Below are 24,971 nucleotides of genomic sequence, written 5' to 3' on the forward strand. Positions count from 1 at the left end.
GCCGCCCGGCCTCAGGTCGCCGGCTGAGTCCGTATCAGGTCTTTGAAGTCGGCCGTGTCACTCGCCGGTGGCTCCTTGGCGGAGACCTCTACGCCGTAGTCGCTGTAGTACGCCGTCGAGGACATCGAGCCGGTCGCCAGCTCGCCCTTCTCGACCTTCTTGACCAGCAGGTCCTGGTCGTCGACCCAGATGTCGACGGTCTCGGTGGTGACGCCGGCCTGCTCCAACTGATGCTTCAGACCGGCCAGTTGGTCCTCGGTGAGGTCCGAGTTCCGGTCGGCGAGGTCCGCGACGTCGACCGTGCCCGAGTAGTGCGTGGTGTTCTCGCCGCGCACCTTCTCCTCGCCGACCTTCTTCACGTCGCCGGAGGCCAGCAGGAGCTTCACCGACTGGTTCGGCGTGGTGTTCCGCATCTGGTCCTTCAAGTACGCGCCCGACGCGCCGGCGAGATCCGCCACGTCGTCGTACGCGTACTTGATCCAGTGCTTGCCGCCCGACTGCTCGGCGAACTGGTCGCCCATCTTCACGTAGTAGGCATCGGGCAGATAGCGGCCCTCGACCGACGTGCTGCCCAGCTGACGCATCGTGTCGGCCATGGTGCCGCCGGTGTACTGGGTCATCTGCGTGCCCGTGTAGCCGTCGGCCCAGCTGATGGGGCCCTGAGCCTTCACGGACAGCATGGTGCCCAGCGTCGTCTCGGACTCGATATAGGCGGAGTCGGCTTTGTCGATGGACCTGTCAACAGAGCGCAGGGCCGCTACGGAGCTGACGTCGGCCGCGCCCTCGTGGGCCGCCTTGTCCCCGTCGTCGGCGCCCTCGCCGGAGTCCGAGCCGCTGCAGGCCGCCATCCCGGTCAGAGCGGCCGCCAGCGCCACCGAGAGGGCCGCGCGACGCACGGTTGTGCTCTTCATTAGTCCCCACCCCTATGCCGTTCCCGTGATTTGAACGCTAGCGCAGGCCACTGACACAAGGATCCGAACCGGGCATCCGGCAAAAAGGGACGGGCCCCGCACCTCGAAAGGTGCGGGGCCCGTCCTGAAATCGCGTGCGCGACGCGGCTGCCGGGTGAGCGTCAGGCTCAGACGGCGGCCGGGTCCTCCTCGACGAGGAGGTTGCGGGTGCGGTTCGAGTCAAGCTGAATGCCGGGGCCGATCGTGGTGCTGATCGTGGCCTTCTTGATGTAGCGCCCCTTGGCGGCCGACGGCTTCAGACGAAGGATCTCGTCCAGCGCGGCGCCGTAGTTCTCCACCAGCTTGGTGTCCTCGAAGGACGTCTTGCCGATGATGAAGTGCAGGTTCGAGTGCTTGTCGACGCGGAACTCGATCTTGCCGCCCTTGATCTCGGTCACGGCCTTGGCCACGTCCGGGGTCACGGTGCCGGTCTTCGGGTTCGGCATCAGACCACGCGGGCCGAGGACACGGCCCAGGCGGCCGACCTTGCCCATGAGGTCCGGGGTGGCGACGACGGCGTCGAAGTCCAGACGGCCCTTCGCCACCTCGTCGATGAGCTCGTCGGAGCCGACGATGTCGGCGCCCGCGGCGGTCGCGGCCTCGGCACGGTCACCGGTCGCGAAGACCAGGACCCGGGCGGTCTTACCGGTGCCGTGCGGGAGGTTCACGGTGCCACGGACCATCTGGTCGGCCTTGCGCGGGTCGACACCCAGACGGAAGGCGACCTCGACGGTGCCGTCGAACTTGCTCGTGGAGGTCTCCTTGGCGAGACGGACGGCCTCGAGCGGGGCGTACTGCTTCTCCCGGTCGATCTTGGCGTCCGCAGCGCGGAGAGACTTGCTGCGCTTGCTCACTACTGCTCCTGATGTTTTCTGAGGAGTCGTGGTACGGGCCGAGCAGGCCCTTCCACGGTTCTTCTGTCTGCGGGGGTGGCGGTCAGCCCTCGACCGTGATGCCCATGGAGCGGGCGGTGCCGGCGATGATCTTCGACGCGGCGTCCAGGTCGTTGGCGTTCAGGTCGGGCATCTTCGTGGTGGCGATCTCACGGACCTGCGCCTGGGTGATCTTGGCAACCTTGGTCTTGTGCGGCTCGCCGGAGCCCTTCTCCACACCCGCGGCCTTGAGGATCATCTTCGCGGCCGGCGGGGTCTTGGTGATGAAGGTGAAGGAACGGTCCTCGTAGACCGTGATCTCCACCGGGATGACCCAACCGCGCTGCGACTCGGTCGCCGCGTTGTAGGCCTTGCAGAACTCCATGATGTTGACGCCGTGCTGGCCCAGCGCCGGGCCGACCGGCGGAGCCGGGTTGGCCGCGCCGGCCTGGATCTGGAGCTTGATGAGCCCCGTGACCTTCTTCTTCTTGGGAGGCATTGCTCTCTCCGGGTCCTAGTGAGAGTTTCCAGCCTCCGTTCCGGATCATCCGGATGGAGGCATACCGCACAACGATAACGGGTATCTATGCGCGGCCAAAAACCGAGCAGGTCAGACGGGCCACGAAGGGCCTGTCTGACCTGGTCGGAGGCATCTGTTCCAGAAGAAGCTAGTTCTTCTGGATCTGGTCGAAGCTGAGCTCGACCGGGGTCTCGCGGCCGAAGATCTCGACGAGGCCCTTGACCTTCTTCGAGTCGGCGTTGATCTCGTTGATGGTCGCCTGCAGCGTCGCGAACGGGCCGTCGGTGACGGTGACCGAGTCGCCGACCTCGAAGTCCAGCACCTGGACCTCGAGCTTGCGGGACGGAGCCGGCTTGCCCTCGGCCTCGGCGGCCTCACGGGCGGCCTTCTCCTCGGCCTCCGGGGCGAGCATCTTGACGATCTCGTCCAGGGTCAGCGGGTACGGGTCGTAGGCGTTGCCCACGAAGCCGGTGACGCCTGGGGTGTTGCGGACGACACCCCAGGACTCGTTCGTCAGGTCCATGCGCACCAGCACGTAGCCGGGGAGCTTGTTCTGCCGGACGGTCTTGCGCTCGCCGTTCTTGATCTGCGCGACCTCTTCCTGCGGCACCTCGGCCTGGAAGATGAAGTCCTCGACGTTCAGCGAGACGGCACGCTGCTCGAGGTTGGTCTTCACGCGGTTCTCGTAACCGGCGTACGTGTGGATGACGTACCACTCGCCGGGCAGCGTGCGGAGCTCTTCGCGGAGGGCGGTGACGGGGTCGACCGGCTCGGACTCCTCCTCGGGCTCGGCCTCCTCGGCGGTGGCCTCGTCCTCGGACTCCTCGGACTCCTCGGCGCTCTCGACGTCCTCGTCGGACTCGTCCTCGACGTGAACAGCGGCGTCCTCGGCAGCCTCGCCGGCCTCGGCGTCGGCAGCCTCGACCTCGTCCGGCTCCTCGGTGTCCGCGCCCTCAACGATGTCGAGCTCGTCCTCAACGGACTCGACCGACTCGCTGGCGTCGTTCAGGTTCGGGTCAGACACGGTGGCTGCTTCTTCCTGGATCATGTGGGTGGAACACGCGAATAGGGGCGCCGGGTACGGCGCCCTTCGCGCTTGGCTCAGCCAAAGACGTACTTGGCGGCCTTGTCGAGTCCAAAGTCAATCACAGTCACCAGACCGATCATGATGACGACGAAGACAATCACCACGGTGGTGTACGTCGTCAGCTGATTACGGGTCGGCCAGACAACCTTGCGGAGCTCCGCGACGATCTGGCGGTAGAAGAGTGCAAGGCGCTTCAGCGGGCCCTTCTTGGCACGCTTGCCGCCCTTGCGGCCCTTCTTCTGGGACTCCGGCGCCTCATCCTGGGCATCAGGCATGTCGATGGAGCCCACGGCGTCCGTCACTCGTCCTCACCTGATTCCGGGTCGTGGCCGTGCCGCGCCCGGTATGAGCCGCACGGCGGTGCAATTGCAGTACGTACATGCGCACACAGCCTGGCGAAAGGTGTGTGTAGCAGGGCCGGAGGGACTTGAACCCCCAACCGCTGGTTTTGGAGACCAGTGCTCTACCAATTGAGCTACGACCCTTTGTTTCCCCTCAACGTACCGCATCCGCCCGAGTGCTCGGTGTGCACAGGGTGAGCGCGACCGGTGAAGGCCAACGAGGTGAGAGTGTACGTGGTCGGCGGCCGGTCGTCGAACAGAAAGCGTCCGTAAGGGCCTTGCCTGCGGCGGTTCAGTCTGTGAAACCCGTGTGCCGGGGACGTTTCGTGTCTGGAACGATGGGCCCATGAGCGCTGCAATCCCTCCCACCGAGCGCCGGGTCTCCGCCCGAGTCGGCGCGATCTCCGAGTCCGCCACCCTCGCCGTGGACGCCAAGGCCAAGGCTCTCAAGGCCGCCGGGCGTCCGGTGATCGGCTTCGGCGCCGGCGAGCCCGACTTTCCGACCCCGGACTACATCGTCGAGGCCGCCATTGAGGCCTGCAAGAACCCGAAGTACCACCGCTACACACCGGCCGGCGGGCTGCCCGAGCTGAAGTCCGCGATCGCCGCGAAGACGCTGCGCGACTCCGGCTACGAGCCCGACGTCTCGCAGATCCTGGTGACCAACGGCGGCAAGCAGGCCATCTACGAGGCCTTCGCCGCGATCCTGGATCCGGGCGACGAGGTGATCGTCCCGGCTCCGTACTGGACGACGTACCCGGAGTCGATCCGTCTCGCCGGAGGTGTCCCGGTCGAGGTGGTCGCCGACGAGACCACCGGTTACCGGGCCTCGGTCGAGCAGCTGGAGGCTGCGCGTACGGAGAAGACGAAGGTCGTCCTCTTCGTGTCGCCGTCCAACCCGACGGGCGCGGTCTACACCGAGGCCGAGACCGAGGCCATCGGCCGCTGGGCCGTCGAGCACGGCCTGTGGGTGATGACCGACGAGATCTACGAGCACCTGGTCTACGGCGACGCGGTCTCCGTGTCGCTGCCGGCGCTGCTGCCCGAGCTGCGCGACAAGTGCATCGTCGTCAACGGTGTGGCCAAGACCTATGCGATGACCGGTTGGCGTGTGGGCTGGATCATCGGTCCGAAGGACGTCGTCAAGGCCGCGACGAACCTGCAGTCGCACGCCACGTCCAACGTGTCGAACGTGGCCCAGATCGCCGCACTCGCCGCCGTCTCCGGCGACCTGGACGCCGTCGCCAAGATGCGCGAGGCCTTCGACCGCCGCCGCAAGACCGTCGTCCGGATGCTCAACGAGATCGACGGCGTGGTCTGTCCCGAGCCCGAGGGCGCCTTCTACGCGTATCCCTCCGTCAAGGCCCTCGTCGGCAAGGAGATCCGCGGCAAGCGCCCGCAGAGCACGGTCGAGCTGGCCGCGCTGATCCTGGAGGAGGCCGAGGTCGCGGTCGTCCCGGGTGAGGCGTTCGGCACGCCCGGGTACCTGCGTCTGTCGTACGCCCTGGGTGACGAGGATCTCGTGGAGGGTGTGAGCCGGATTCAGAAGCTGTTGGCGGAGGCGCGGGACTGAGGTCTCCCCAGCACCACCCCTGGTGGGCCACTCCATATCGGTACGGGGTGGTCCACCATCCGTTTGTGCGAGCAAGACCACGATCGGGGAAAGCGCTACCGGTATGGCAGGGGCGTACGGCAGGATCCTGGAATGGAGCGCGTACGTGATGTCTCTGAACTGCCCAAAGCCCATCTGCACCTGCACTTCACCGGGTCGATGCGGATCGCCACCCTTCTTGAACTGGCCGACAAGCACGGGATCCACCTTCCCGACGCGCTGACGAGCGGGGAACCGCCGAAGCTGCGGGCCACCGACGAGCGGGGCTGGTTCCGCTTCCAGCGGCTGTACGACGCGGCGCGGTCGTGTCTCAGAGAGCCCGAGGACATTCAGCGGCTGGTGCGCGAGGCCGCCGAGGAGGACATCAGGGACGGCTCCGGGTGGCTGGAGATCCAGGTCGACCCGACCTCGTACGCGCCTCGGCTGGGCGGTCTGATCCCGGCCCTGGAGGTCATTCTGGACGCGGTGGACTCGGCCGTGCGGGAGACGGGGCTCGGGATGCGGGTTCTGGTGGCGGCGAACCGCATGAAGCACCCGCTGGACGCCCGCACACTGGCCCGCCTGGCGGTGCGGTACGCGGATCGGGGCATCGTCGGCTTCGGGCTCTCCAACGACGAACGACGGGGCATGGCGCGGGACTTCGACCGGGCCTTCGCGATCGCGCGCGAGGGCGGGCTGCTGGCGGCGCCGCACGGTGGCGAGCTGACGGGCCCGGCGTCGGTGCGTGACTGCCTGGATGACCTGCATGCCACGCGGATCGGACATGGAGTGCGGGCCGCCGAGGACCCGCGCCTCATGAAGCGCCTCGCGGACCGGGGCATCACCTGTGAGGTGTGCCCGGCGTCGAACGTCGCCCTAGGGGTGTACGAAAAACCGGAGGACGTCCCCTTGCGCACACTTTTCGAGGCCGGGGTCCCCCTGGCGCTCGGTGCGGACGACCCCCTGCTCTTCGGCTCGCGGCTGGCCGCCCAGTACGAGAGCGCACGCCGCCATCACGCCTTCACGGACGCGGAACTGGCCGAGCTGGCACGACAGTCGGTACGGGGTTCGGCGGCGCCGGAGGACGTCAGGCGGAAGCTGCTCTCCGGGATCGACGACTGGCTGACCGACTCGGCTCTCTAGAGGCCTGCCTGAGGACTGCCGGTCTCCTAGAGGCTGACGCCCACCGTCACCGGCTCGTTGACGAGCGTGATCCCGAAGGCGGCGTGGACCCCGGCGACGACCTCGCGGGCGAGCGTCAGCAGGTCCTCCGTGGTGGCCTGGCCCCGGTTGGTGAGGGCCAGGGTGTGCTTGGTCGAGATGCGGGCGGGGCCGGTGCCGTAGCCCTTGGTGAAGCCCGACCTGTCGATCAGCCAGGCCGCGGAGGTCTTGGTGTGGCCGTCGCCCGCCGGGTACGCGGGCGGGGTCACGTCGGCGCCCAACCGTGCCGCCACGCGCGCGTGGAACGCGGCGAACTCCTCGTCGGTGAGGATCGGGTTGGTGAAGAACGATCCCGCCGACCACGTGTCGTGGTCCTCCGGGTCGAGCACCATGCCCTTGCCCGAGCGAAGCTTGAGGACGGTCTCCCGGGCGGCTTCGAGGGGCACGCGGTCGCCTGGCCCGACACCGAGGGCGCGAGCCGTCTCGGCGTACTTGAGCGGCGCGGACAGCCCCTCCGCATCCTCCAGCTCGAAGCGGACACGCAGCACGACGAAGCGCTCGGGGTCGGCCTTGAATCGGCTGTGGCGGTACGAGAAGACGCACTCGGCGTTCGGAACGGTGACCGTTTCGCGGGTCTTCCGGTCGTACGCGATCACTTCGGTGATCGTCGACGACACCTCTTGGCCGTACGCGCCCACGTTCTGGATCGGCGTCGCGCCCGCGGAGCCGGGGATTCCGGCGAGGCACTCGATGCCCGCGAGGCCGGCCTCGACGGTGCGGGCGACCGCGTCCGTCCACACCTCGCCGGCGGCCAGCTCCAGCTTCGTACCGTCGAGGTCGAAGCCGCGCGTGGCGATGCGCAGGGCGGTGCCCGCGAAGCCCTTGTCGCCGATGACCAGGTTGGATCCACCTCCGATCAGCAGCAGCGGCGTACCGGAGTCGTCGGCCTCGCGGACGGCGGAGATCACCTCGGCGTCGGTCGTCGCGGTGATAAGCCGCGCGGCGGGACCGCCGAGCCGGAAGGTGGTCAGCGGGGCGAGCGGGGCGTCATGGAGTTCCTGCACGTGCACAAGAGTACGAGAACGGCCCCGCCGGTCTGGGCGGGGCCGTTCTCGGCGGGGCTCGGCCGCAGGTGCCTCTCGGCGCGGCTCGGTCACAGGCGCCGGAGCGCCTCCGACCAGTCGAGCGGGAGGTCCTCCGCGGTCACCGTCCAGGTGGCGAATTTCGCGTCCCGCATCAGGGGGGCCAGGCCCCGGGCGGTCGGTGCGTGCGTGCCGGAGCGGGCGAAGGCCTTGAGCGCCGCGGGTGACTCCCAGGCGGACAGGGTCCAGAAGGTCCGCCGCAGCAGCGCCGCCCTCATCGTGGCCCCGTACGCCCCGGGCGCCTCGTTCACCTGCCGCCAGACGCTGGGCGTCTTGACGAAGAACTTCAGCGCTCCCCACAGGGTGCGGGTCTCGAAGCGCGAGGCGAAGACGTGGACCTCGGCGTGGCGGGGCGGGGTGTTGGGCACGGTCCAAGGGGCGGTGGGCATGTCGGGTTCCTTTCGGGGTCTGATTTCCGATCGGAGTTCGATTTCCGGACCCAAGCGATGGCGCTTCTCTGACCTCTACCGGAGGAGCATTTGATTTCCGTACTCAGTGCGAGGCCGTCTCCAGCACCGGAGCGGGCGCCGTTCCCGCGCTCTCTTCCCCCGGCCCGGCCGTACGGCGACGCCCCGGGATGAACAGCGCCGCGATCCCCGCCACGGCCACCGCGGAGGCGCCCACCCACAGCGCCGGCTGGATCCCGTCCACAAAGGTCTGCGGGGTCTCGTAGCCGCCCTGGGCGGAGAAGATCGAGGCCATCACCGCGATACCGAGCGCGCCCCCGACCTCGCGCAGTGCGTTGTTGGTGCCGGACGCGATCCCCTGCTCCTTAACCCGGACGCTGGACATGGCCAGGCTGGAGGCAGGGGCGAAGAAGAGGGACATCCCGATACCGCTGATGACGAAGGCGGGCAGCTGCGCGGCGTACGAAGTGTCGGCCGCGATCACGGACGCGAACCAGCCCAGCCCGACAGCCTGCAGGAACAGGCCCACCGCGACGACCGGGCGGCCGCCGATCCGGTCGGACAGATAGCCGGCGACGGGCGCGACGATCATCGGCATGCCGGTCCAGGGCAGCATTCGCAGCCCCGCCTCGGTGGGCGAGTAGCCGAGCACGCCCTGCATGTACTGGCTGAGCAGGAAGATCGAGCCGAACATCCCGAGGAACATCAGCAGGCTGGCCGCGTTGATGCCGGCGAAAGCCCGGTTGCGGAAGAGCCGCATCGGCAGCATCGGGTTCTTGGCGTGGATGCCGTGTAGTACGAAGCCGACGAGCAGAGCCGCGCCCGCGAACAGGCTCAGGAGGATCAGCCCGTCGGTCCAGCCGACGACAGGCGCGCGGACCAGGCCGTACACGATCCCGAAGAGGCCGCCACTGGCGAGCAGGGTGCCACGGACGTCGAGCGGGGCACCGGTGCCGTACGACTCCGAGAGGCGCAGCCGGGCGAGCGGCAGCAGGGCCAGGCCCAGCGGGACGTTCAGCCAGAAGATCCACTGCCAGGAGATGTGTTCGGTGAGGCTGCCGCCGATGAGCGGCCCGGAGGCGACGGCGAGACCGTTCACGGCGCCCCAGATCCCGTACGCCATCCCGCGTTTGGCGGCCGGAACGGCGGCCGTGAGCAGGGTCAGCGTCAGCGGCATCATGATGGCCGCGCCGACGCCCTGGACCGCGCGGGCGGCGATCAGCGAGTCGATGCCGGGGGCCATGGCCGCGGCGGCGGACGCTCCGGTGAAGACGGTGATGCCGACGAGGAAGAGCCGACGGCGGCCGAACCGGTCACCCAGGGCCGCGCCGAACATCAGGAGCACGGCGAAGGTGAGCGTGTACGCGCTCACGGTCCATTCCAGGTCGTCGAGCCCTCCCCCGAGGTCCTCGCGGATCGAGGGCAGGGCGGTGGTGACGACGAGGTTGTCGAGGGCCGCCATGAATCCGGCGACACTGGTGATGACGAGGGCCCAGACGGTTCCCCCGCGACCTTCTGTCTGCTGTGACATCGCTCCCCCAGAGCATCTAGTTAGTAACTGATAACTAACTTCCATGGACGTGAGAAGGCGCCGAACTCCGCCTTCCTTGCTTCAGTGCTCCAGCCGACCCTTGGTCCGAGCCGAGGGGTAAAGCCCCTCCCACACCCGGTGCTCGGGCGGAAATCCCATGGCCACCAGGCAGTTGACGAGCATCCCGTAGGCCATGAAGGTCGTGGTGTCGTTCACGTCGGCACCGAGCGGCAGGTGAACGGTCTCCCACAGGCGCATCCAGCCGGCCCGTACCGCCTCGCCGAGCTCGGGCTCTCCGGCCTGTTCGGCGGCCGCCACCGCGACGTACATCTGCATCTGCATCAGCAGCAGTTCAGGCTCCTCGGCGATGACCTTGGTGTAGGCGTCCGCCATGGAGTGCAGGGCCGCCTCACCCTCCAGTCCTTCGGCGGCATCCGCGAAGATGCGCATGGTCTGCTCCATGCACCGCTCGGCCGCCGCGAGGAAGATCGCCTTCTTGCCCGGGAAAAGTCGGAAGAGGTACGGCTGCGAGACACCCACGCGCTTGGCGATCGCCTCGGTGGAGGTGCCGTAGTAGCCACCCCGGGAGAACTCGCTCACCGCCGCGCGGATGACGCTCTCACGCCTCTCTTCTGCGCTCATCCTGACCATGCGAGTAAGTTAGTACTCAATCACTAACTACGTCAAGGGGCGTGACTCCGGGAGGAGTGAGGGCCGGCGGCGGATCACGGGGCGGGTATGCGTAAGGGGCGCCCCCAATGGCGGGCGCCCCTTACGCGCTGCACTGCGCTTACCGCTGCCGTCAGGCCAGCCGTACAACCGCCCGGGACATGCCCAGCACCTTCTGCCCCGCGCTCGTCGCGGTGAGGTCGACGCGGACGGTGTTGTCGTCGAGCTTGGCCGCGACCTTGCCGCTGACCTCGATCGTGGCGCCCTTGTCGTCGTTCGGGACGACGACGGGTTTGGTGAAACGGACGCCGTACTCGATAACCGCGGCCGGGTCGCCGGTCCAGTCGGTGACGACCCGGATCGCTTCGGCCATCGTGAACATGCCGTGCGCGATGACATCCGGGAGGCCGACCTCCTTGGCGAACCTCTCGTTCCAGTGGATCGGGTTGAAGTCCCCGGAGGCACCCGCGTACTGGACGAGGACGGCGCGGGTCACGCCGAAGGCCTGGGCAGGCAGTTCGGTGCCGACCTCGACATCGTCGTATGCGATCTTCGCGGTCATTGTCAGCCTTCCTCGGCCGCGCGGGCCACGAGCTTGGTCCAGGCGGTCACCACGTGCTCGCCCGCCTCGTCGTGGACCTCACCGCGGACGTCCAGGATGTCGTTGCCCGCCATCGACTTGATCGCGTCGATGGTGGAGGTGACGGTGAGCCGGTCACCGGCGCGCACCGGGCGCTTGTAGGCGAACTTCTGGTCGCCGTGCACCACGCGGCTGTAGTCGAGACCCAGTCGGGGGTCCTGGACGACCTGCCTCGCGGCCTTGAAGGTGATCGAGAACACGAAGGTCGGCGGGGCGATCACATCGGCGTGGCCGAGGGCCTTCGCGGCCTCCGGGTCCGTGTACGCGGGATTGGCGTCACCCACCGCCTCCGCGAACTCGCGGATCTTCTCCCGGCCGACCTCGTACGGGTCGGTGGGCGGGTAGGACCGCCCCACGAAGGACTGGTCGAGCGCCATGGGCTCGGCACCTCCTGGTTGTCTCCGCTGGACTGGCTGGACTGGTTTGGCTCTGACCCGTTGGGCTGACTGTCGTCGCCGGTCTCATTGTCGTCAGCGGACAGGTTGTCGTCGCTGGACGCGCCGCCATCGCGGGACGTTTGGTCGTCGCGGGCGGATGGTCGTCGCTGGACTGCTCGTCGAGGCTGGACGGCTTGTCGCCGCTGGACAACGACGCGAGGCCGCCCCCCATCTGCAGGGGACGGCCTCGTGTACGAGCCTGATTTATCGCGTTTCGCGGTGCGCGGTGTGCGCGTTGCAACGCGGGCAGTGCTTCTTCATCTCCAGTCGGTCCGGGTTGTTACGCCGGTTCTTCTTGGTGATGTAGTTCCGCTCCTTGCACTCCACGCAGGCCAGCGTGATCTTCGGGCGGACGTCGGTGGCAGCCACAGGAGTGCTCCTTGACGAACGGATAGGACATTAACGCACAGAAGAGTAGCCGATCGAAGGACCGACCCCGCAATCGGCTACTGTCAGTAGCGGTGACCGGACTTGAACCGGTGACACAGCGATTATGAGCCGCTTGCTCTACCGACTGAGCTACACCGCTGTGATGCGATCGGTTCCCGCCTCGCGGCGGAAACCTCTCACACCAGAGCCCCAATACGGAATCGAACCGTAGACCTTCTCCTTACCATGGAGACGCTCTACCGACTGAGCTATTGGGGCGAGCGATGAAGACATTACACGCTCGCCCACCGATCGCCCAAATCCGTTTCGCGGCACCTGCCCCGCCCCGTTCCCAGGCGTTCGCGGGGAGTTTCACGCGCCTCTTCCGCACGACGGACCACACCGGTACGACTATTCCGCTCCTCCTCGATGCGCACCGATCGCCGCCCTAGGCTCGACTCACGCTGCGTGATCTTGTGTCCCCTCCTTCGCAGCCGCCGCCGAGCCCCAGGAGCGCGATGCCCGACAGTCAGCCGCAGCCGCCCCACTCCTCTTCTTCCTCGTCGGGCCCGTCGGGTTCGTCAGGCCGGAGCGACGGCTCCGACCTGCTGCTCTGCGGTGCGCGGCTCACCGACGGCCGGACCGTGGACGTACGGCTGGGCGGTGGGCGTATCGAGGCGGTCGGCACGGCCGGCAGCCTCACCGCGCACACAGCGCGCGTGGATCTCGCCGGCTATCTGCTCCTGGCGGCCCCGGCGGAACCGCACGCCCACGGCGACACGGCCCTGTCGGCAGAAGGCGACGGGCCGGTCTCCCACGACGAGCAGGAGGTCCAGCGACGTGCGACCGAGGCCGCGCTGCTCCAGCTAGGGCATGGGGCCACCGCCGTACGTTCGCATGTGCGCGTGGGTGATGTGCAGGGGCTGGGTTCAATGTCGGCGGTGCTTCAGGCTCGGCGCGCGCTACGAGGGCTCGCCGAGTTGACGGCGGTGGCCGTGCCGCGGGTGCTGACCGGGCTCGCCGGGGCCGACGGGCTGGCGATACTGCGGGACGCGGTGAAAATGGGCGCCTCCGTAGTGGGCGGTTGTCCAGATTTGGACCCCGATCCGACGGGTTACGTGGAGGCGGTCCTGGAGGTCGCGTCGGAGCACGGCTGCCCCGTCGATCTGCACACGGACGGTGACGATCCGGCGCGGCTCGCGCGGCTCGCGGCTATGGCGGGCGGGCTGCGCCCCGGAGTCACGCTCGGCCCGTGCGGCGGTCTCGGGCGGCTGCCCTCCGAGGTGGCGTCGCGGGCGGCGGATCAGCTGGCCGCGGCAGGGGTGACCGTGGTCTGCCTGCCCCAGGGCGGCTGCTCGGGCGTGGACCGGCGCGGGACGGCTCCGGTACGGCTGCTGCGGGCGGCCGGGGTACGGGTCGCGGCCGGGAGCGGTGCCCTCCGGGACGTGTCGAACCCCGTGGGGCGCGGGGATCCGATGGAGGCGGCGTATCTGCTGGCCTCGCGGCACGGACTGCGGGCCGGGGACGCGTACGACGCGGTGAGTTCGACGGCGCGGGCGGCGCTGGGGCTGCCCGAGGTGCGCGTGGAGGCCGGGTTCCCGGCTGAGTTGCTCGCGGTGCGCGGGGACCGGCTCGATGGGGCGTTGTCGCTGGCGTACAGCCGGATCGTCGTGCACCGGGGGCGGGTGGTGGCGCGGACGAGTGCGGTGCGGGAGTACTGCGGCTCGGCTGCCGCCGTGGCGTTGGGTCTGCCTCGGCAGGGGCGGACGGGCGAGTCGCCGTGAGGCCGTCGGCTGAAGCCGGTGTGCTTCGCGATCCCAGGGGCCGGTGTGCTTTGCGATCCCGCGCGCTGGGGATGTGAACGCCATGCGCAGGGGGTTGTTGGGCGGGCGCCCCGGGTGTTGGGGTGCCGGGTGCTGGGGCCCCAGGTGCTGGGGTGTTGAGCGGCACGCGCGCGTGGAGGGTTGATTGGGGTCCACGCGCGCGTACCGGTGCTCTTGTCTTCTCTGTTCGGCTCTTGTCTGCTCTGTTCGGCTCTTGTCTGCCCTGGTCGACTGCTGTCTGCTCTGGTCGGCTGCTGTCAGTGGCCGTCGGGCGCCGGACCGGATCCGTGGCTGCCGAGCTCCCGCCGGGAACCTTGGCTGTCGGGTACCCGACGGGCCCTCAGAAGCCGCCCAGCATGCCGCCGGTGAACGGGCTGCCCGGACCCCCGATCCCGCCTGCGGGGATCTCGGTGGCGCCGGACGGTGCGCTGACATCGCCCGCCTCGCCAAACTTGAGTACCAGCGGGAGCTTTGCGCCCTGCGGGTCATCCGCGAGGACGGCGAGGTCCATGGAGACACGGGTCAAGTCGCCGTTCTTCAGTGAGAAGTTGACGGCGATCTTCTTGTCCGGGACGTCCTTCAGGTCCTCGTCGGTGGGCAGTTCGGTGCCTGCCGGGAGGTCGTCGACCAGCGGCCCGAGCTTGTCGAGGACACCGGTGAGCAGGTCGCGGAACGAGGCCTTGGCGACGATCCGTTCGACGCCGTCGCTGCCTCCCTTGTTGCTGAAGGTGACCTCGCGCGCGACGACGCCGCGTACTGCCTTGAGGATCTTCTGTTGGGTCTTGGTGTCGATCTCGTCTGGTTCGTCTGACTTGTTGGACCCCCCGGAATCGGCGGAGCCCGATCTGTCCTTGACCGCCCGCTCAAGTTCGCTGGTGTCGGCCTTGACCCACTTGCCCTCGAGGACCTCCTTGAACTCGCGCTCACTCTCGGGGAGTTCGTCGGCCGTGGGGAACGGGAAGCCCATGACCTCGCCGAGCGCGTCCATGTCGGCGCGGTAGTACATGTAGTCGCCGACGACCCGAACTTCGGCCAGGACTCCGTCTGGCCCCGAGATCGTCACGCCAGTACCGACGAGGTCCTTCTCGCCCGAGTCGGCGAGCGGCTTCCTCGACTCGACGGACACCTTGATCCGTACCCCGGTGAGGAACTTCGCGAGCTCCGGTGGAATCTCTTCGCCGGGCTCCGCTTCTCCGGCCAGCTTCGTGAGCGCGGAGGGCTTGGCTTCGAGCCCCAACTCGAAGGCGAGTGACTTCTTTTCGCCGAGTCCCTCTACGGCGTGGTCGACCTTCTGCCCGGCGGTGAGGTTCTCGACTGTGCCGCAGGCGGCCGCGCCGGCGAACAGGACGGCGGAGCAGCCGACCGCGGTGAGGGTCTTACGTATGGCAGGACTCCTGCGTGCGGCAGAGCTCTTACCTGCGGCATCGCTCCCGCGTGCAGCCGTGTTCTTGCGTGCGGCCGTGCTCTTGCGTCTGGCAGTGCTCTTGCTTGTGGCAGTGATGACGGTCTCCTTCATGACGCCGCGCGGCGTCCCCTTCGTACGCGGTGATCGTTCATGAGACCCATGAGTTATCCACAGGGTTGTGCGGCGAGTGGGTCCATCCGGGCGTACGGTCGGAAACATGCGCATTGTCATCGCTGGAGGTCATGGTCAGATCGCGCTGCGGCTGGAGCGGCTGCTCACCGCGCGCGGTGACGAGGTAGCGGGGATCATCCGCCGTGCCGAACAGGGCGACGATCTGCGGGCGGCCGGCGCCGAGCCGGTCCTGTGCGATCTGGAGTCGGCTTCGGTGGAGGAGGTCGCCGCGCATCTGGAGGGCGCGGACGCCGCCGTCTTCGCGGCGGGCGCGGGCCCGGGCAGCGGGGCTGCCCGCAAGGACACCGTGGACCGGGGCGCCGCCGTGCTCTTCGCGGACGCCGCGGCCCGGACCGGGGTGCGGCGGCACGTGGTGGTGTCGTCGATGGGCGCGGATCCGGAGCATCCCGGGGACGACGTTTTCGACAGGTATCTGCGCGCCAAGGGCGAGGCCGACGCGTACGTACGCGCTCACGCCGGCCTGGACTGGACGATCCTGCGTCCCGGGATGCTCACGGACGACGCCGGCACCGGTCTCGTACGCCTGGAGGCCGCTACGGGGCGCGGGCCCATCCCGCGCGACGACGTCGCGGCGGTCCTCGCGGAGCTCGTGGACACTCCGGCGACGACCGGGCTGACGCTGGAGCTGATCAGCGGGTCGACGCCGGTTTCCGTGGCGGTCAAGTCGGTGGCGGGGAACTGAAGGGGCGGCGTTTCTGAGCAGCGGCTTTGGGGGCTCCTTGGGGGGAACTTTGGGACGGCGAGATGCGCGTCGCGGTGTGCGCCGCCGTCGGATGTCGGCCCTCGGATCCTGGCCCGATGCTGGCCCTCGGATGTTCGCTGTCGGATGTTCGCTGTCGACGCAAGAGGCGGACGCGGGCGTGGGCCGGTGGTTGGCTGGGCCCGTCCGACGAGCAGAGGAGTTGCCGTGCCCGTGCCCGCCGAGGTTCCCGCCGCGCAGGAGGCCCTGTTGCGGAAGATGTACGACGTCTTCAGCACCGACGAACGCGACGCGTTCATCCCGCGTTGCCTGGCCCCCGACGTCGACTGGCCGAACGTCGCCGACGGTGTCCGGCTGCACGGCCACGAGGCGGTACGCGCCTACTGGGCAGCGCAGTTCGAGACCATGCACCCCCTCGTACGGCTGGAGGGGCTGCGCCTCGACGAGGACGGTCGGCACGTGGTCGCCACAGTGCGGCCGGGGCTACGGGACGAGGCGGGCGAGCACTGGGCGGAGGACCCGGTCGAGCACGTGTACCGCTTCGGGCCGGACGGTTTGGTGAGCCGCATGGACGTACGACAGCTCTGAATCGCCGCCCTGTCGGCCCCGTCCGCCCTCACCCCTGTCAGCCCTCAGTCCTGTCAGAAGAGCGGGAGCTGGCCAGGGAACTCCGCGACGACATACCCGTCCACCGCCGGCTGGGCCGCACCGATTTCCGCCTGCCTGCGCGACCCGGGACACGAAACCAGCTCCCCGCTCTCCCGAGCCCCCGGCGGATCGTGCCGGGCGAACCGCCCGGCCACGACGGCAATCCGGCGACGGCACTCGGGGCAGTTCCTACGGCGTGAGGACATGGGCGACATGGGCTCAGCGTACGAAGAAAACGTTTGGCGGGGAGGGGGAGGTGGCCGCGGCCCGGGACGTCTGGGGGCGTGCCAAGAGTCCGGGGTTCGGCTCGCGGTCCGGGGCTGTTAACGGTGCGCGGTCATGGCCGAGCCTCGGGCCTCTCGTGGCCCGCCTCTCCTCCCCCGCCCCCATTCACTTCACTTCTGCGCGCCCGTCGCCTCCTTCGTACGCTGTCAGCCGTGACCCCACTGGAGCGCAGGGCCGACGAACTCACCGCGGACTACGTACGAGGCCGGTGGAGGCCCGAAGCGGCCGAGAAGCACCACGCTCGGATCCTGGCCTCGGGCATCGACGACGGTCTCCCCAGTGTCCCGAGCTCCGAGTCCATCGGACAGATGCCGCATCCCGCTCCGGCGTCGTGGCGTCTGGCCCCACTGCTCTCCGCCCACGCATCGGGCGCCCCTCAGACGCAGGCGCTGGTACGTGAGCTGGTGGCCGCGATCGCCGGCGCTGACGGGCCGCCCCTGCCGCCCCGCACGCACCGCTACGTCGAGGCGCCGACCGCCTACACCGGCGAGGCAGCGTCGATCTTCCTGGGCGCGGAATCACCAACTGCCCCGACTGGCAGCGCAGCGCCGTACTGCGCCTGGACGCGCTCGGCTCCCCGGCGGTCGTCCTCAACCCACGTCGCGCCGCCTACGCCTTCGATCGACCCGAGACCGCACGCGAGCGGATGGTGCAGTCGCCAGGAGCGTGGCCGCTGCGTGGACCGTGGCTTCCAGGGAGTCGTGGACGGGTACGTCCGGGCGGGCGACCCCCTCCGCTCTGCGTTCTCGCCGAGCGGAGGGGGTCTCTCTCAGCCTGACGGCGCCCAGGATTCGAACCTGGGAAAGCTGAGTCGGCAGATTTGCAGTGCGCTGCAGTGAAACGGGGGCCACGTACGGCAGATCCTCAGCTGGCTCGGGTCTTGGTCCCAGGAGATAACCCGGCTCACCAAGATCCCGACAGGACCCAGGGCAGGAGGAAACACGCATTCCCGAGCCTCTGCACGCGGATGTACTGCGGGCAGGGGCTCGGGAATGCTGGGCGGGCTTCACGAGCTACGGATGTGGCCGACCCGCCTGGCACTCAGAGGTCGGGAACTCCCGTCAGGGCGGCCATCTGACTGATCATCGTCGGGTTCGCAACGCCGGAATAGGCGCGCACCTCATCCACGGTGCCTTGGAAGTACTCACCGCGGATCGCCGAGCGGCCCACTTGAAGACCGCCCGAGGCCGTCCACGAGGTCGTGTCCACGGCAGTGGACGTGTTGGCCAGCTGCCCGTTCACATAAAAACGAAGCTCATCAGCAGGGGCGTCGAAGACGACGGCCAAGTGGTCGCCCATGCCGTAGGGGTCATCATTGGGCAGAGCTTGCTCCTCGGTGATGACCACCTGCTGGGCATTCGCCTTGTCCTTGGCGGACACCACGACTTCCCACTTCCCGCTTGCCGCCTGGTACCGGATCACGATGCGGTCGGCGTCGGAGCCCGGGAGTGACAGGACGGTCTGCGTCCTGTTGTCGACTGCGGCCAGGCGAGCCCGAGCGGCGAGAGTGAAGCTCCCGTCTCCGCCGACCGGTGCCACGGATGTCGCCGCCCAGTCACCGTCGCCGTCGAGCCTGAGATCTCCCTGATCAACCAGTGCGGGATCTCCGAAGATGTCCTCGTTGTGGTAGATCCACGCATCGCCGTTCAAAGTCAGCGGCAGGCCCTCAGGCTCCACATTGGGAGCGATTCCGCCGGGCGCCTCCTCCAATGGCCAGTAGCCCTCCCGACTCAGCGACGTCTCTCCGACCCGGGCTCCGTGTCCCTGGCCGACTGCGTAGGCGGCGCCAGGGAGCGCACCGAATGTGAACAAGAGCGCGACGGCGCCTAACCCCACAAACGCGGCGCGATATCTGTCGTGCATGACCCCCCTTTAAAGAATCCGGTCAAAATGCTTGAGTGATCTTGCAGCCTCGGTCCTTCAAGCGCAAGGAGTTTCGACTGCGCAGATCACGTATCGGCCCACCTTCAAGGCAACCGATTACGACCAGACAGAGCCACCGCGCTGAGCCGTGCGATACAGCAGCGGAGACAGTAACCACCACAGCCCCAGCCAACCGCCAAGAGCCGTCAAGGGCTGATTGACCAGTTCGCTGAACCTCAATAGCCATTCCAGCCGAGAGTTCGGGACGAATCGGGACGAAGAGTTCCGTGTCAGACCTGTGTCAGATCCTGCGGGGAAGCACGGGGAAGCACGGGGACCAGCCGATCGCCCACCAGGGCGCCGACACCGCTCCGGGAAGAGGCGACCGGGCAGGCGAACCACAGCGTCGTTCTTGCCGTCAGCGAAGAGCCCTACCTCAACGCGCTCCATCGGGGCCTCCAACCTGACATCAACGACGCCCCCCAGGCGACCCTTGGGCAGTCATGCATGGTGCAGAGAAGGCCTTGCCACCTTCGTCCGCGTCCTCCACCGAAGCCACAGCGAGAAGGGCCACTCACGGGAGAACGCGGACGGCTGGTACAACAACGTCGGCCGCGACCTGCCTGCCAGCGGTGACTGGAGCTTCTTCGCACGAGCTCTGCGAGCTGCGACCACCTTCGAGTAGCCCATGGCTCACGGCGGGCGCAAAGGCCAGGCGGCCGCGCCTGTACCGGCTGCCTGCCAGATGCAGGGAGCGGGCCGTCCACGTTTACCCCACGCATGGCCCGCGTATGGCCCGGAAACCCTGATCAGCCCCGAGATCCACACGTCACAGCGTGAGACAAGTCACCCGCTTTCGATTCCACCCGAAAGATCGTCCCCAAACACGAAGAAACCCCCTCCAACCTGCGTTGTCGCAGAACAGAGGGGGTTCACCTTCATGTGGCGGCGCCAGGATTCGAACCTGGGAAGGCTGAGCCGGCAGATTTACAGTCTGCTCCCTTTGGCCGCTCGGGCACACCGCCGGGGTAGCTGCCATTCGAACCGCTTTTCGGCGGTGCTCCGTGGCAACGACGTAAACGATACCCGATGCCCGGGGGTGCTTCGCCACCCGATTGATCAGCGCTCGTTGGGGAGCGTGTGGCTAGGCTTATGCGGATGCGGCCAGGGACCGATGCCGGGCTCGACGGCCGCCCCTACGCACCCGATACAAGGAGCCACAGGACATGGCCGACTCCAGTTTCGACATTGTCTCGAAGGTCGAGCGGCAGGAGGTCGACAACGCCCTCAACCAGGCCGCCAAGGAGATCTCGCAGCGCTACGACTTCAAGAACGTGGGCGCCTCCATCTCCTGGTCCGGCGAGAAGATCCTGATGGAGGCGAACTCCGAGGAGCGGGTCAAGGCGATCCTCGACGTCTTCCAGTCCAAGCTGATCAAGCGGGGCATCTCGCTGAAGTCGCTGGACGCGGGTGAGCCGCAGCTCTCCGGCAAGGAGTACAAGATCTTCGCCTCGATCGAGGAGGGCATCTCCCAGGAGAACGCGAAGAAGGTGGCGAAGATCATTCGTGATGAGGGCCCGAAGGGCGTGAAGGCGCAGGTGCAGGGCGACGAGCTGCGGGTCAGCTCGAAGAGCCGTGACGACCTGCAAGCCGTGCAGGCGCTGCTGAAGGGCCAGGACTTCGACTTCGCCGTGCAGTTCGTCAACTACCGGTGACATCGCACTCGTTGCGCGTACGAGAGCTGCGCGTACGAGGAAGGGTGGGCACCGGAGGTGCCCACCCTTCTCGCCTGCTGGCTGCGGTCTCAGGGGTACGCGCTCAGTTGCGCGAGTTGCCGAACAGGATGCGGTACGCGATCAGCAGGGCGAGCGAGCCGCCGATCGCGGCGGCCCAGGTTGCACTGTCGTAGAAGTCCTTGGTGACCGGGTGGTCCAGCCAGCGGGCGGATATCCAGCCGCCGATGAACGCGCCCGCGATGCCGATGGCGGTCGTGCCGATGAAGCCGCCCGGGTCACGGCCCGGCAGCAGGAACTTGGCGATGGCTCCGGCCAACAGCCCCAGGATGATCCAGCTGATGATGCCCATACCGTGAACCTGCCTCTCCGTGCTGTGCCTGTGCTGTGATCTTGCTCCCGCCAGGCTGTGTTCATGCCACTCGTGCTGCTGATCGTGGTGCTGGTCATGCTTGTGTTCGTTCGTTGTTGCTGGGGAGGACGCCGACGCGACGGTGGTCGGTTGCACTGATCAGTAGGGTGCGGCTCATGACACAGTCCGATTCCAGCCAGCCTGGTTCGCCCCAGCCGGGTTCACCGCAACACCAAGCGGAGCTGCGGCGGACACTCGGCGTCGGGGACGCTGTGGTCATCGGCCTCGGCTCGATGCTCGGTGCGGGGATCTTCGCCGCTCTGGGGCCCGCAGCGCGGGCCGCCGGGTCCGGGCTTCTCCTCGGCCTGGGCATCGCCGCCATCGTCGCCTACTGCAACGCGACAGCGTCAGCGCGCCTTGCCGCCCGCTATCCCGCCTCGGGCGGGACATACGTGTACGGGCGGGAGCGCCTAGGGGAGTTCTGGGGGTATCTGGCGGGCTGGTCGTTCGTCGTCGGCAAGACCTCCTCGTGTGCGGCGATGGCGCTCACCGTGGGCGCGTACGTCTGGCCTGGGCAGGCGCACGCGGTGGCCGTCGGGGCCGTGGTGGCGCTGACCGCGGTGAACTACGGCGGTGTGCAGAAGTCGGCGTGGCTGACGCGGGCGATCGTGGCGGTGGTCCTCGCGGTCCTCGCTTCCGTGGTGGTCGTGTGCCTCACCTCCGGGACCGCCGAGGCCGAGAGACTCGACGTCGGGGTCTCCGGGGGCGCGGGCGGAGTGCTTCAGGCGGCCGGCCTGCTGTTCTTCGCCTTCGCCGGGTATGCGCGGATCGCGACGCTCGGCGAGGAGGTACGGGACCCGGTGCGTACCATTCCACGCGCGATCCCGCTGGCGCTGGGCATCACGCTGGTGGTGTACGCGGCTGTGGCAGTAGCTGTCCTCTCCGTGCTGGGGTCGGGTGGACTCGGGCAGGCGACGGCGCCACTGGCCGACTCCGTGCGCGCCGCGGGGGCGCCAGGGCTTGTTCCGGTCGTACGGGTGGGCGCCGCCGTAGCAGCGCTCGGCTCTCTTCTCGCGCTGATCCTGGGGGTGTCGCGGACGACGCTGGCCATGGCCCGCGACCGGCATCTCCCGGGCGCGCTGGCCGCCGTGCATCCGCGCTTCCAGGTGCCTCATCGGGCGGAGCTGGCCGTCGGAGCAGTGGTCGCCGTGCTGGCCGCGACGGTGGATGTGCGGGGTGCTATCGGCTTCTCCTCCTTCGGGGTACTCGTGTACTACGCGATCGCCAATGCCTCGGCCTGGACTCTGAGTTCGACCGTTGTGTCGCGCGTGGCGCCAGTGGTGGGGACGGTCGGCTGCGTAACGCTGGCTTTCGCCTTGCCGGGGTTGTCGGTGGTTGTGGGCGCGGGTGTGCTCGGGGTGGGGGCAGCCGCGTATGGCGTGCGCAGGTGGGTGGCCTCGCGATAGCTCGGACTGGCGTGCCAGGCCGGTGGGCGTGTCCTCTACGTACGATGGGCGTGCGGAGCACTCGGCGCCTGCCGACGTATCGCTGCGCGAAGGGCCAGTGGACGGTTGAGCAGGTCCCACGGCCGGGAGTTGCGCGCATCGGCGGCGACGCTCGTCAGCAACTGCTCGATCTCGGTCATGCGTTCATGATGCAGCGCGGCACTGACATTCGGGCGGGCTGTGGATAACTGTCAGGCGAGACGGACCTCGATGCCCTTGCCCTCGAGGAACGCGAGGAGTTCCTCGAAGGTCGACGGGCGGTGGTCCGAGTGCGGAGTGAGACCGAGGCAGGTTCGGGCGATCTCAGCGTCGTGCCAGACCAGGGTGAAGGGCGGGCGGACGCCCCAGTGGCCGCAGAGGCAGTCGGCCAGCGCGTCGAGGCCCCTGCCGAAGTAGCCTGCGGGTCCGTTCATCGCCTCGCCGAGCGCGCAGAAGAAGCCGGGCTCATCGGTGATGTGGCGGCCGTCGAGGTGGTACGTGCCGCCGGGCGCGGCGTCCGGTTGGTGCCCGTCGTGGTTGTCCAGCGCCGTGCTGAGCCAGTAGCGGCGCCCCTCCATGCCGCACCGGGCCCAAGCGTTGAGCAGAGCAGGGCGCCCTTCACTCCACAACTCCCAGACCTCGTCTGCCGCGGTCGGCGGCCGCTCGGACCAGGGTTCCAGTGTGAGGTCCACCAGGCCACGGCCCCGGGCAGAGGGGATCCACGCGATGAGCTCGCCCTCGACGGCAGACTGGACGGTGCGGCCTGTCACGTCGAGGCGTACCAGTTTGGCGTGGCCCAGGTCCTCCTCCCCCGCGTCCAATGCCATCCGCAGAGCCCCGCGCGGGGAGCAGCCGAACAGTCGCACGGACGGTTCGACGAGGTCCGGCTGCCCCTCCTGGACGTACGCCAAGTCCCTGCAGCTGCCCAGTGGTTCGTCCTCCGCGCTGAGGAGCCGGTACCCCGGGGAGAGCGGCGGGTACTGCGGATAGTCGAACGGATTGTGCGGGGACTCGCCCGCCTCGATCGTGACGTCGCGCAGCGAGAGGTCACGCGCGCACGGGCGGTCGCCGAGGACACGTACATCCTGCAAGGACCACTCCTCGACCCGCTCGCCCTTCTTGTCGAGGATCTGCAGAACGAGGGAGCCGAGGGGCGCGGAGCCCTCGGCACGTGCGCGTGCAAGGGCGGTGTTCAGCTCGCCTTCGGGGACGCAGCCGATCAGCTCGTACGTCCCGCGCGCGGAAGGGGGCGGATCGCCGAAGAGGTTCTCGGCGTCCGCGCACAGGGCCCAGACTTCGTCGTCATCGGCGTCGTACGCGACCAGGGCGTACTTCGGCTGGCCCACCCCCTGCGCCGCTCTACCAGCGCGAGGTGAACGGCTGGTCCGTACGCACGATTTCGCGTCCCAGGGGGACCAACGAGACCGGGATCAGCTTGAAGTTGGCGATGCCCAGTGGGATGCCGATGATCGTGATGCACTGGAGGAGGCCGGTCACGATGTGGGCGAGGGCGAGCCACCAGCCGGCGAGGACCAGCCACAGGATGTTGCCGATGAAGGAGGGCGCGCCCGCACCGGGGCGCTCGACCGTCGTCCGGCCGAACGGCCACAGGGCGTAGACGCCGATACGGAAGGCCGCGATGCCGAACGGGATGCCGATGATGGTGATGCAGAGCAGCGCGCCCGCGAGCAGGTAGCCGAGGAACAGCCAGAAGCCGCTGAGGACGAGCCATATGACGTTCAAGATTGTCTTCACTGGTGACGACCTGCCATCTGCTCGAGCCGGGCGATGCGCTCCGCCATCGGCGGGTGCGTAGAGAACATCTTGGAGAGTCCCTGGCCCGGACGGAAGGGGTTCGCGATCATCATGTGGCTTGCGGTCTCGATACGCGGCTCCGGAGGCAGGGGAAGCTGTTTCGTGCCCGCCTCCAGCTTGCGCAGGGCGCTCGCGAGGGAGAGTGGGTCGCCGGTGAGCTGGGCGCCGGCCGCGTCCGCTTCGTACTCCCTGGAGCGGCTGATGGCGAGTTGGATGAGGGACGCGGCGAGCGGGCCCAAGATCATGATCATCAGCATGCCGAGGAGGCCGGGGCCGTCATCGTCGTTCGAGCGGCCGATCGGGATCAGCCAGGCGAAGTTGACCAGGAACATGATGACGGAGGCCAGGGCGCCTGCCACCGACGAGATCAGGATGTCGCGGTTGTAGACGTGGCTGAGTTCGTGGCCGATGACGCCGCGCAGCTCGCGCTCGTTGAGGATGCGCAGGATGCCCTCGGTGCAGCACACGGCGGCGTTGCGCGGGTTACGGCCCGTTGCGAACGCGTTCGGCGCCTCCGTTGGGGAGATGTACAGGCGCGGCATCGGCTGGCGGGCCTGCGTGGAGAGATCGCGGACCATCCTGTACAGGGCGGGGGCTTCGAACTCGCTCACCGGGCGCGCGCGCATCGCGCGTAGAGCCAGCTTGTCGCTGTTCCAGTACGCGTACGCGTTCGTGCCGATCGCGATGAAGAGTGCGACGACGAGGCCCATACGCCCGAAGAAGCTGCCGATGACGATGATGAGTGCGGACAGTCCCCCGAGGAGTACGGCGGTCCTGAGCCCGTTGTGCCGGCGGTGCACGGTACGCCCTCCAAGTGGTGCGGCAGGGGAACCCTTTGCTTGTCGATTTCTGACGTCACTGGTTCCGCGACTCCACGGTCCAGTGGACCCTCCCGTACTGGTCAACGCCAGGCGAGAAGTACTAGTTCCCTTGTGCTTGCGGTGCCACGCATCG

29 protein-coding genes and 4 tRNA genes are annotated in these 24,971 nt (G+C 68.3%); 8 read left to right on the top strand and 25 right to left on the bottom strand.

The genetic code is table 11. The features are described from left to right. Positions 1-11: 11 nt before the first annotated feature. From ACTWQR_RS21545 to ACTWQR_RS21570, 6 genes are all read right to left on the bottom strand, one after another. Positions 12-911, bottom strand: coding sequence for a hypothetical protein (locus ACTWQR_RS21545; protein WP_443228744.1), 900 nt, complete (start codon positions 909-911; stop codon positions 12-14). A gap of 167 nt (positions 912-1,078) precedes the next feature. After that, positions 1,079-1,804 (bottom strand): 50S ribosomal protein L1, encoded by a 726-nt coding sequence (gene rplA / locus ACTWQR_RS21550; protein ID WP_443228745.1) that lies wholly within the window; start codon positions 1,802-1,804, stop codon positions 1,079-1,081. A gap of 82 nt (positions 1,805-1,886) precedes the next feature. After that, positions 1,887-2,321 carry a 50S ribosomal protein L11 gene (rplK, locus tag ACTWQR_RS21555; RefSeq protein ID WP_030359033.1) on the bottom strand — a complete coding sequence of 145 codons (435 nt, stop codon included), beginning with the start codon at positions 2,319-2,321 and terminating at the stop codon, positions 1,887-1,889. 169 nt (positions 2,322-2,490) lie between these two features. Then, positions 2,491-3,366 (bottom strand): transcription termination/antitermination protein NusG, encoded by an 876-nt coding sequence (gene nusG / locus ACTWQR_RS21560; protein WP_443228746.1) that lies wholly within the window; start codon positions 3,364-3,366, stop codon positions 2,491-2,493. A gap of 77 nt (positions 3,367-3,443) precedes the next feature. Next, complete coding sequence (gene secE, locus ACTWQR_RS21565; protein WP_055610500.1) at positions 3,444-3,731, bottom strand: preprotein translocase subunit SecE; 288 nt, start codon at positions 3,729-3,731, stop codon at positions 3,444-3,446. Between the two features lie 110 nt (positions 3,732-3,841). Continuing rightward, positions 3,842-3,914 (bottom strand) — tRNA-Trp (locus ACTWQR_RS21570). 202 nt (positions 3,915-4,116) lie between these two features. Between ACTWQR_RS21570 and ACTWQR_RS21575 the strand changes: the two genes are divergently transcribed. Both ACTWQR_RS21575 and ACTWQR_RS21580 read left to right on the top strand, forming a co-directional pair. Continuing rightward, on the top strand, positions 4,117-5,343 hold the full coding sequence (locus tag ACTWQR_RS21575) for a pyridoxal phosphate-dependent aminotransferase (RefSeq protein WP_443228747.1): 1,227 nt from the start codon (positions 4,117-4,119) through the stop codon (positions 5,341-5,343). A gap of 132 nt (positions 5,344-5,475) precedes the next feature. Continuing rightward, positions 5,476-6,504, top strand: a complete 1,029-nt coding sequence (locus ACTWQR_RS21580) for an adenosine deaminase (RefSeq protein ID WP_443228748.1) — start codon at positions 5,476-5,478, stop codon at positions 6,502-6,504. Between the two features lie 26 nt (positions 6,505-6,530). Here the strand turns inward: ACTWQR_RS21580 and ACTWQR_RS21585 are convergent, their stop codons facing one another. The 9 genes from ACTWQR_RS21585 to ACTWQR_RS21625 form a co-directional block, all read right to left on the bottom strand. Then, on the bottom strand, positions 6,531-7,586 hold the full coding sequence (locus tag ACTWQR_RS21585; RefSeq protein ID WP_443228749.1) for a UDP-N-acetylmuramate dehydrogenase: 1,056 nt from the start codon (positions 7,584-7,586) through the stop codon (positions 6,531-6,533). 89 nt (positions 7,587-7,675) lie between these two features. Further along, positions 7,676-8,053 carry a DUF3291 domain-containing protein gene (locus tag ACTWQR_RS21590; RefSeq protein WP_443228750.1) on the bottom strand — a complete coding sequence of 126 codons (378 nt, stop codon included), beginning with the start codon at positions 8,051-8,053 and terminating at the stop codon, positions 7,676-7,678. A 103-nt stretch (positions 8,054-8,156) separates the two neighbouring features. Next, entirely contained in the window at positions 8,157-9,602 is a 1,446-nt protein-coding gene (locus ACTWQR_RS21595) for an MFS transporter (protein WP_443228751.1), read from the bottom strand. 81 nt (positions 9,603-9,683) lie between these two features. Further along, positions 9,684-10,253 carry a TetR/AcrR family transcriptional regulator gene (locus tag ACTWQR_RS21600; protein WP_443228752.1) on the bottom strand — a complete coding sequence of 190 codons (570 nt, stop codon included), beginning with the start codon at positions 10,251-10,253 and terminating at the stop codon, positions 9,684-9,686. 151 nt (positions 10,254-10,404) lie between these two features. Further along, on the bottom strand, positions 10,405-10,833 hold the full coding sequence (locus tag ACTWQR_RS21605; RefSeq protein ID WP_443228753.1) for a MaoC family dehydratase: 429 nt from the start codon (positions 10,831-10,833) through the stop codon (positions 10,405-10,407). A gap of 2 nt (positions 10,834-10,835) precedes the next feature. Then, positions 10,836-11,288: an FAS1-like dehydratase domain-containing protein gene (locus tag ACTWQR_RS21610; RefSeq protein ID WP_443228754.1), complete on the bottom strand. Its 453-nt coding sequence runs from the start codon at positions 11,286-11,288 to the stop codon at positions 10,836-10,838. Between the two features lie 264 nt (positions 11,289-11,552). Then, positions 11,553-11,717, bottom strand: coding sequence for a 50S ribosomal protein L33 (gene rpmG, locus ACTWQR_RS21615; protein ID WP_003948671.1), 165 nt, complete (start codon positions 11,715-11,717; stop codon positions 11,553-11,555). 87 nt (positions 11,718-11,804) lie between these two features. Beyond that, positions 11,805-11,877 (bottom strand) — tRNA-Met (locus ACTWQR_RS21620). 46 nt (positions 11,878-11,923) lie between these two features. Further along, positions 11,924-11,996, bottom strand: a tRNA-Thr gene (locus ACTWQR_RS21625). 239 nt (positions 11,997-12,235) lie between these two features. Between ACTWQR_RS21625 and ACTWQR_RS21630 the strand changes: the two genes are divergently transcribed. Continuing rightward, positions 12,236-13,501 carry an amidohydrolase family protein gene (locus ACTWQR_RS21630; RefSeq protein ID WP_443228755.1) on the top strand — a complete coding sequence of 422 codons (1,266 nt, stop codon included), beginning with the start codon at positions 12,236-12,238 and terminating at the stop codon, positions 13,499-13,501. A 379-nt stretch (positions 13,502-13,880) separates the two neighbouring features. On the opposite strand, the gene ACTWQR_RS21635 is transcribed toward ACTWQR_RS21630, so the two are convergent. Continuing rightward, positions 13,881-15,056 (bottom strand): hypothetical protein, encoded by a 1,176-nt coding sequence (locus ACTWQR_RS21635; RefSeq protein WP_443228756.1) that lies wholly within the window; start codon positions 15,054-15,056, stop codon positions 13,881-13,883. Positions 15,057-15,162: 106 nt separating this feature from the next. Here ACTWQR_RS21635 and ACTWQR_RS21640 point away from each other — a divergent pair, with 106 nt between their 5' ends. Both ACTWQR_RS21640 and ACTWQR_RS21645 read left to right on the top strand, forming a co-directional pair. Next, positions 15,163-15,819 carry an NAD(P)H-binding protein gene (locus ACTWQR_RS21640; RefSeq protein WP_443228757.1) on the top strand — a complete coding sequence of 219 codons (657 nt, stop codon included), beginning with the start codon at positions 15,163-15,165 and terminating at the stop codon, positions 15,817-15,819. Positions 15,820-16,044: 225 nt separating this feature from the next. After that, positions 16,045-16,425, top strand: a complete 381-nt coding sequence (locus tag ACTWQR_RS21645) for a nuclear transport factor 2 family protein (RefSeq protein WP_443228758.1) — start codon at positions 16,045-16,047, stop codon at positions 16,423-16,425. 53 nt (positions 16,426-16,478) lie between these two features. Here the strand turns inward: ACTWQR_RS21645 and ACTWQR_RS21650 are convergent, their stop codons facing one another. Beyond that, entirely contained in the window at positions 16,479-16,691 is a 213-nt protein-coding gene (locus tag ACTWQR_RS21650; protein ID WP_443228780.1) for a hypothetical protein, read from the bottom strand. Between the two features lie 231 nt (positions 16,692-16,922). Here ACTWQR_RS21650 and ACTWQR_RS21655 point away from each other — a divergent pair, with 231 nt between their 5' ends. Beyond that, positions 16,923-17,609, top strand: coding sequence for a hypothetical protein (locus ACTWQR_RS21655; protein WP_443228759.1), 687 nt, complete (start codon positions 16,923-16,925; stop codon positions 17,607-17,609). 202 nt (positions 17,610-17,811) lie between these two features. On the opposite strand, the gene ACTWQR_RS21660 is transcribed toward ACTWQR_RS21655, so the two are convergent. From ACTWQR_RS21660 to ACTWQR_RS21670, 3 genes are all read right to left on the bottom strand, one after another. Next, a complete protein-coding gene (locus ACTWQR_RS21660; protein WP_443228760.1) occupies positions 17,812-18,633 on the bottom strand; it encodes a LamG-like jellyroll fold domain-containing protein in 822 nt (273 codons plus the stop codon). A 117-nt stretch (positions 18,634-18,750) separates the two neighbouring features. Further along, a complete protein-coding gene (locus tag ACTWQR_RS21665; protein WP_443228761.1) occupies positions 18,751-19,083 on the bottom strand; it encodes a DUF6959 family protein in 333 nt (110 codons plus the stop codon). Positions 19,084-19,576: 493 nt separating this feature from the next. After that, positions 19,577-19,658 (bottom strand) — tRNA-Tyr (locus ACTWQR_RS21670). 201 nt (positions 19,659-19,859) lie between these two features. Between ACTWQR_RS21670 and ACTWQR_RS21675 the strand changes: the two genes are divergently transcribed. Next, complete coding sequence (locus ACTWQR_RS21675) at positions 19,860-20,348, top strand: YajQ family cyclic di-GMP-binding protein (RefSeq protein ID WP_443228762.1); 489 nt, start codon at positions 19,860-19,862, stop codon at positions 20,346-20,348. Between the two features lie 103 nt (positions 20,349-20,451). Here the strand turns inward: ACTWQR_RS21675 and ACTWQR_RS21680 are convergent, their stop codons facing one another. Further along, positions 20,452-20,718, bottom strand: coding sequence for a GlsB/YeaQ/YmgE family stress response membrane protein (locus tag ACTWQR_RS21680; protein ID WP_443228763.1), 267 nt, complete (start codon positions 20,716-20,718; stop codon positions 20,452-20,454). A 176-nt stretch (positions 20,719-20,894) separates the two neighbouring features. On the opposite strand from ACTWQR_RS21680, the gene ACTWQR_RS21685 reads away from it, so the two are divergent. Beyond that, entirely contained in the window at positions 20,895-22,184 is a 1,290-nt protein-coding gene (locus ACTWQR_RS21685; protein WP_443228764.1) for an APC family permease, read from the top strand. 35 nt (positions 22,185-22,219) lie between these two features. Here the strand turns inward: ACTWQR_RS21685 and ACTWQR_RS21690 are convergent, their stop codons facing one another. The 4 genes from ACTWQR_RS21690 to htpX are packed head-to-tail and all read right to left on the bottom strand — an operon-like array spanning position 22,220 to position 24,817. Then, positions 22,220-22,363, bottom strand: a complete 144-nt coding sequence (locus ACTWQR_RS21690; protein WP_443228765.1) for a hypothetical protein — start codon at positions 22,361-22,363, stop codon at positions 22,220-22,222. Positions 22,364-22,414: 51 nt separating this feature from the next. After that, positions 22,415-23,548: a barstar family protein gene (locus tag ACTWQR_RS21695; RefSeq protein WP_443228766.1), complete on the bottom strand. Its 1,134-nt coding sequence runs from the start codon at positions 23,546-23,548 to the stop codon at positions 22,415-22,417. A gap of 13 nt (positions 23,549-23,561) precedes the next feature. Further along, positions 23,562-23,957, bottom strand: a complete 396-nt coding sequence (locus ACTWQR_RS21700) for a YccF domain-containing protein (protein WP_443228767.1) — start codon at positions 23,955-23,957, stop codon at positions 23,562-23,564. Continuing rightward, positions 23,954-24,817, bottom strand: a complete 864-nt coding sequence (gene htpX / locus ACTWQR_RS21705; RefSeq protein ID WP_443228768.1) for a zinc metalloprotease HtpX — start codon at positions 24,815-24,817, stop codon at positions 23,954-23,956. The genes ACTWQR_RS21700 and htpX overlap by 4 nt, the downstream gene beginning before the upstream one ends. Positions 24,818-24,971: the final 154 nt, after the last annotated feature.

The organism is Streptomyces sp. 2A115 (genome assembly GCF_052245575.1).
GTDB lineage: Bacteria > Actinomycetota > Actinomycetes > Streptomycetales > Streptomycetaceae > Streptomyces.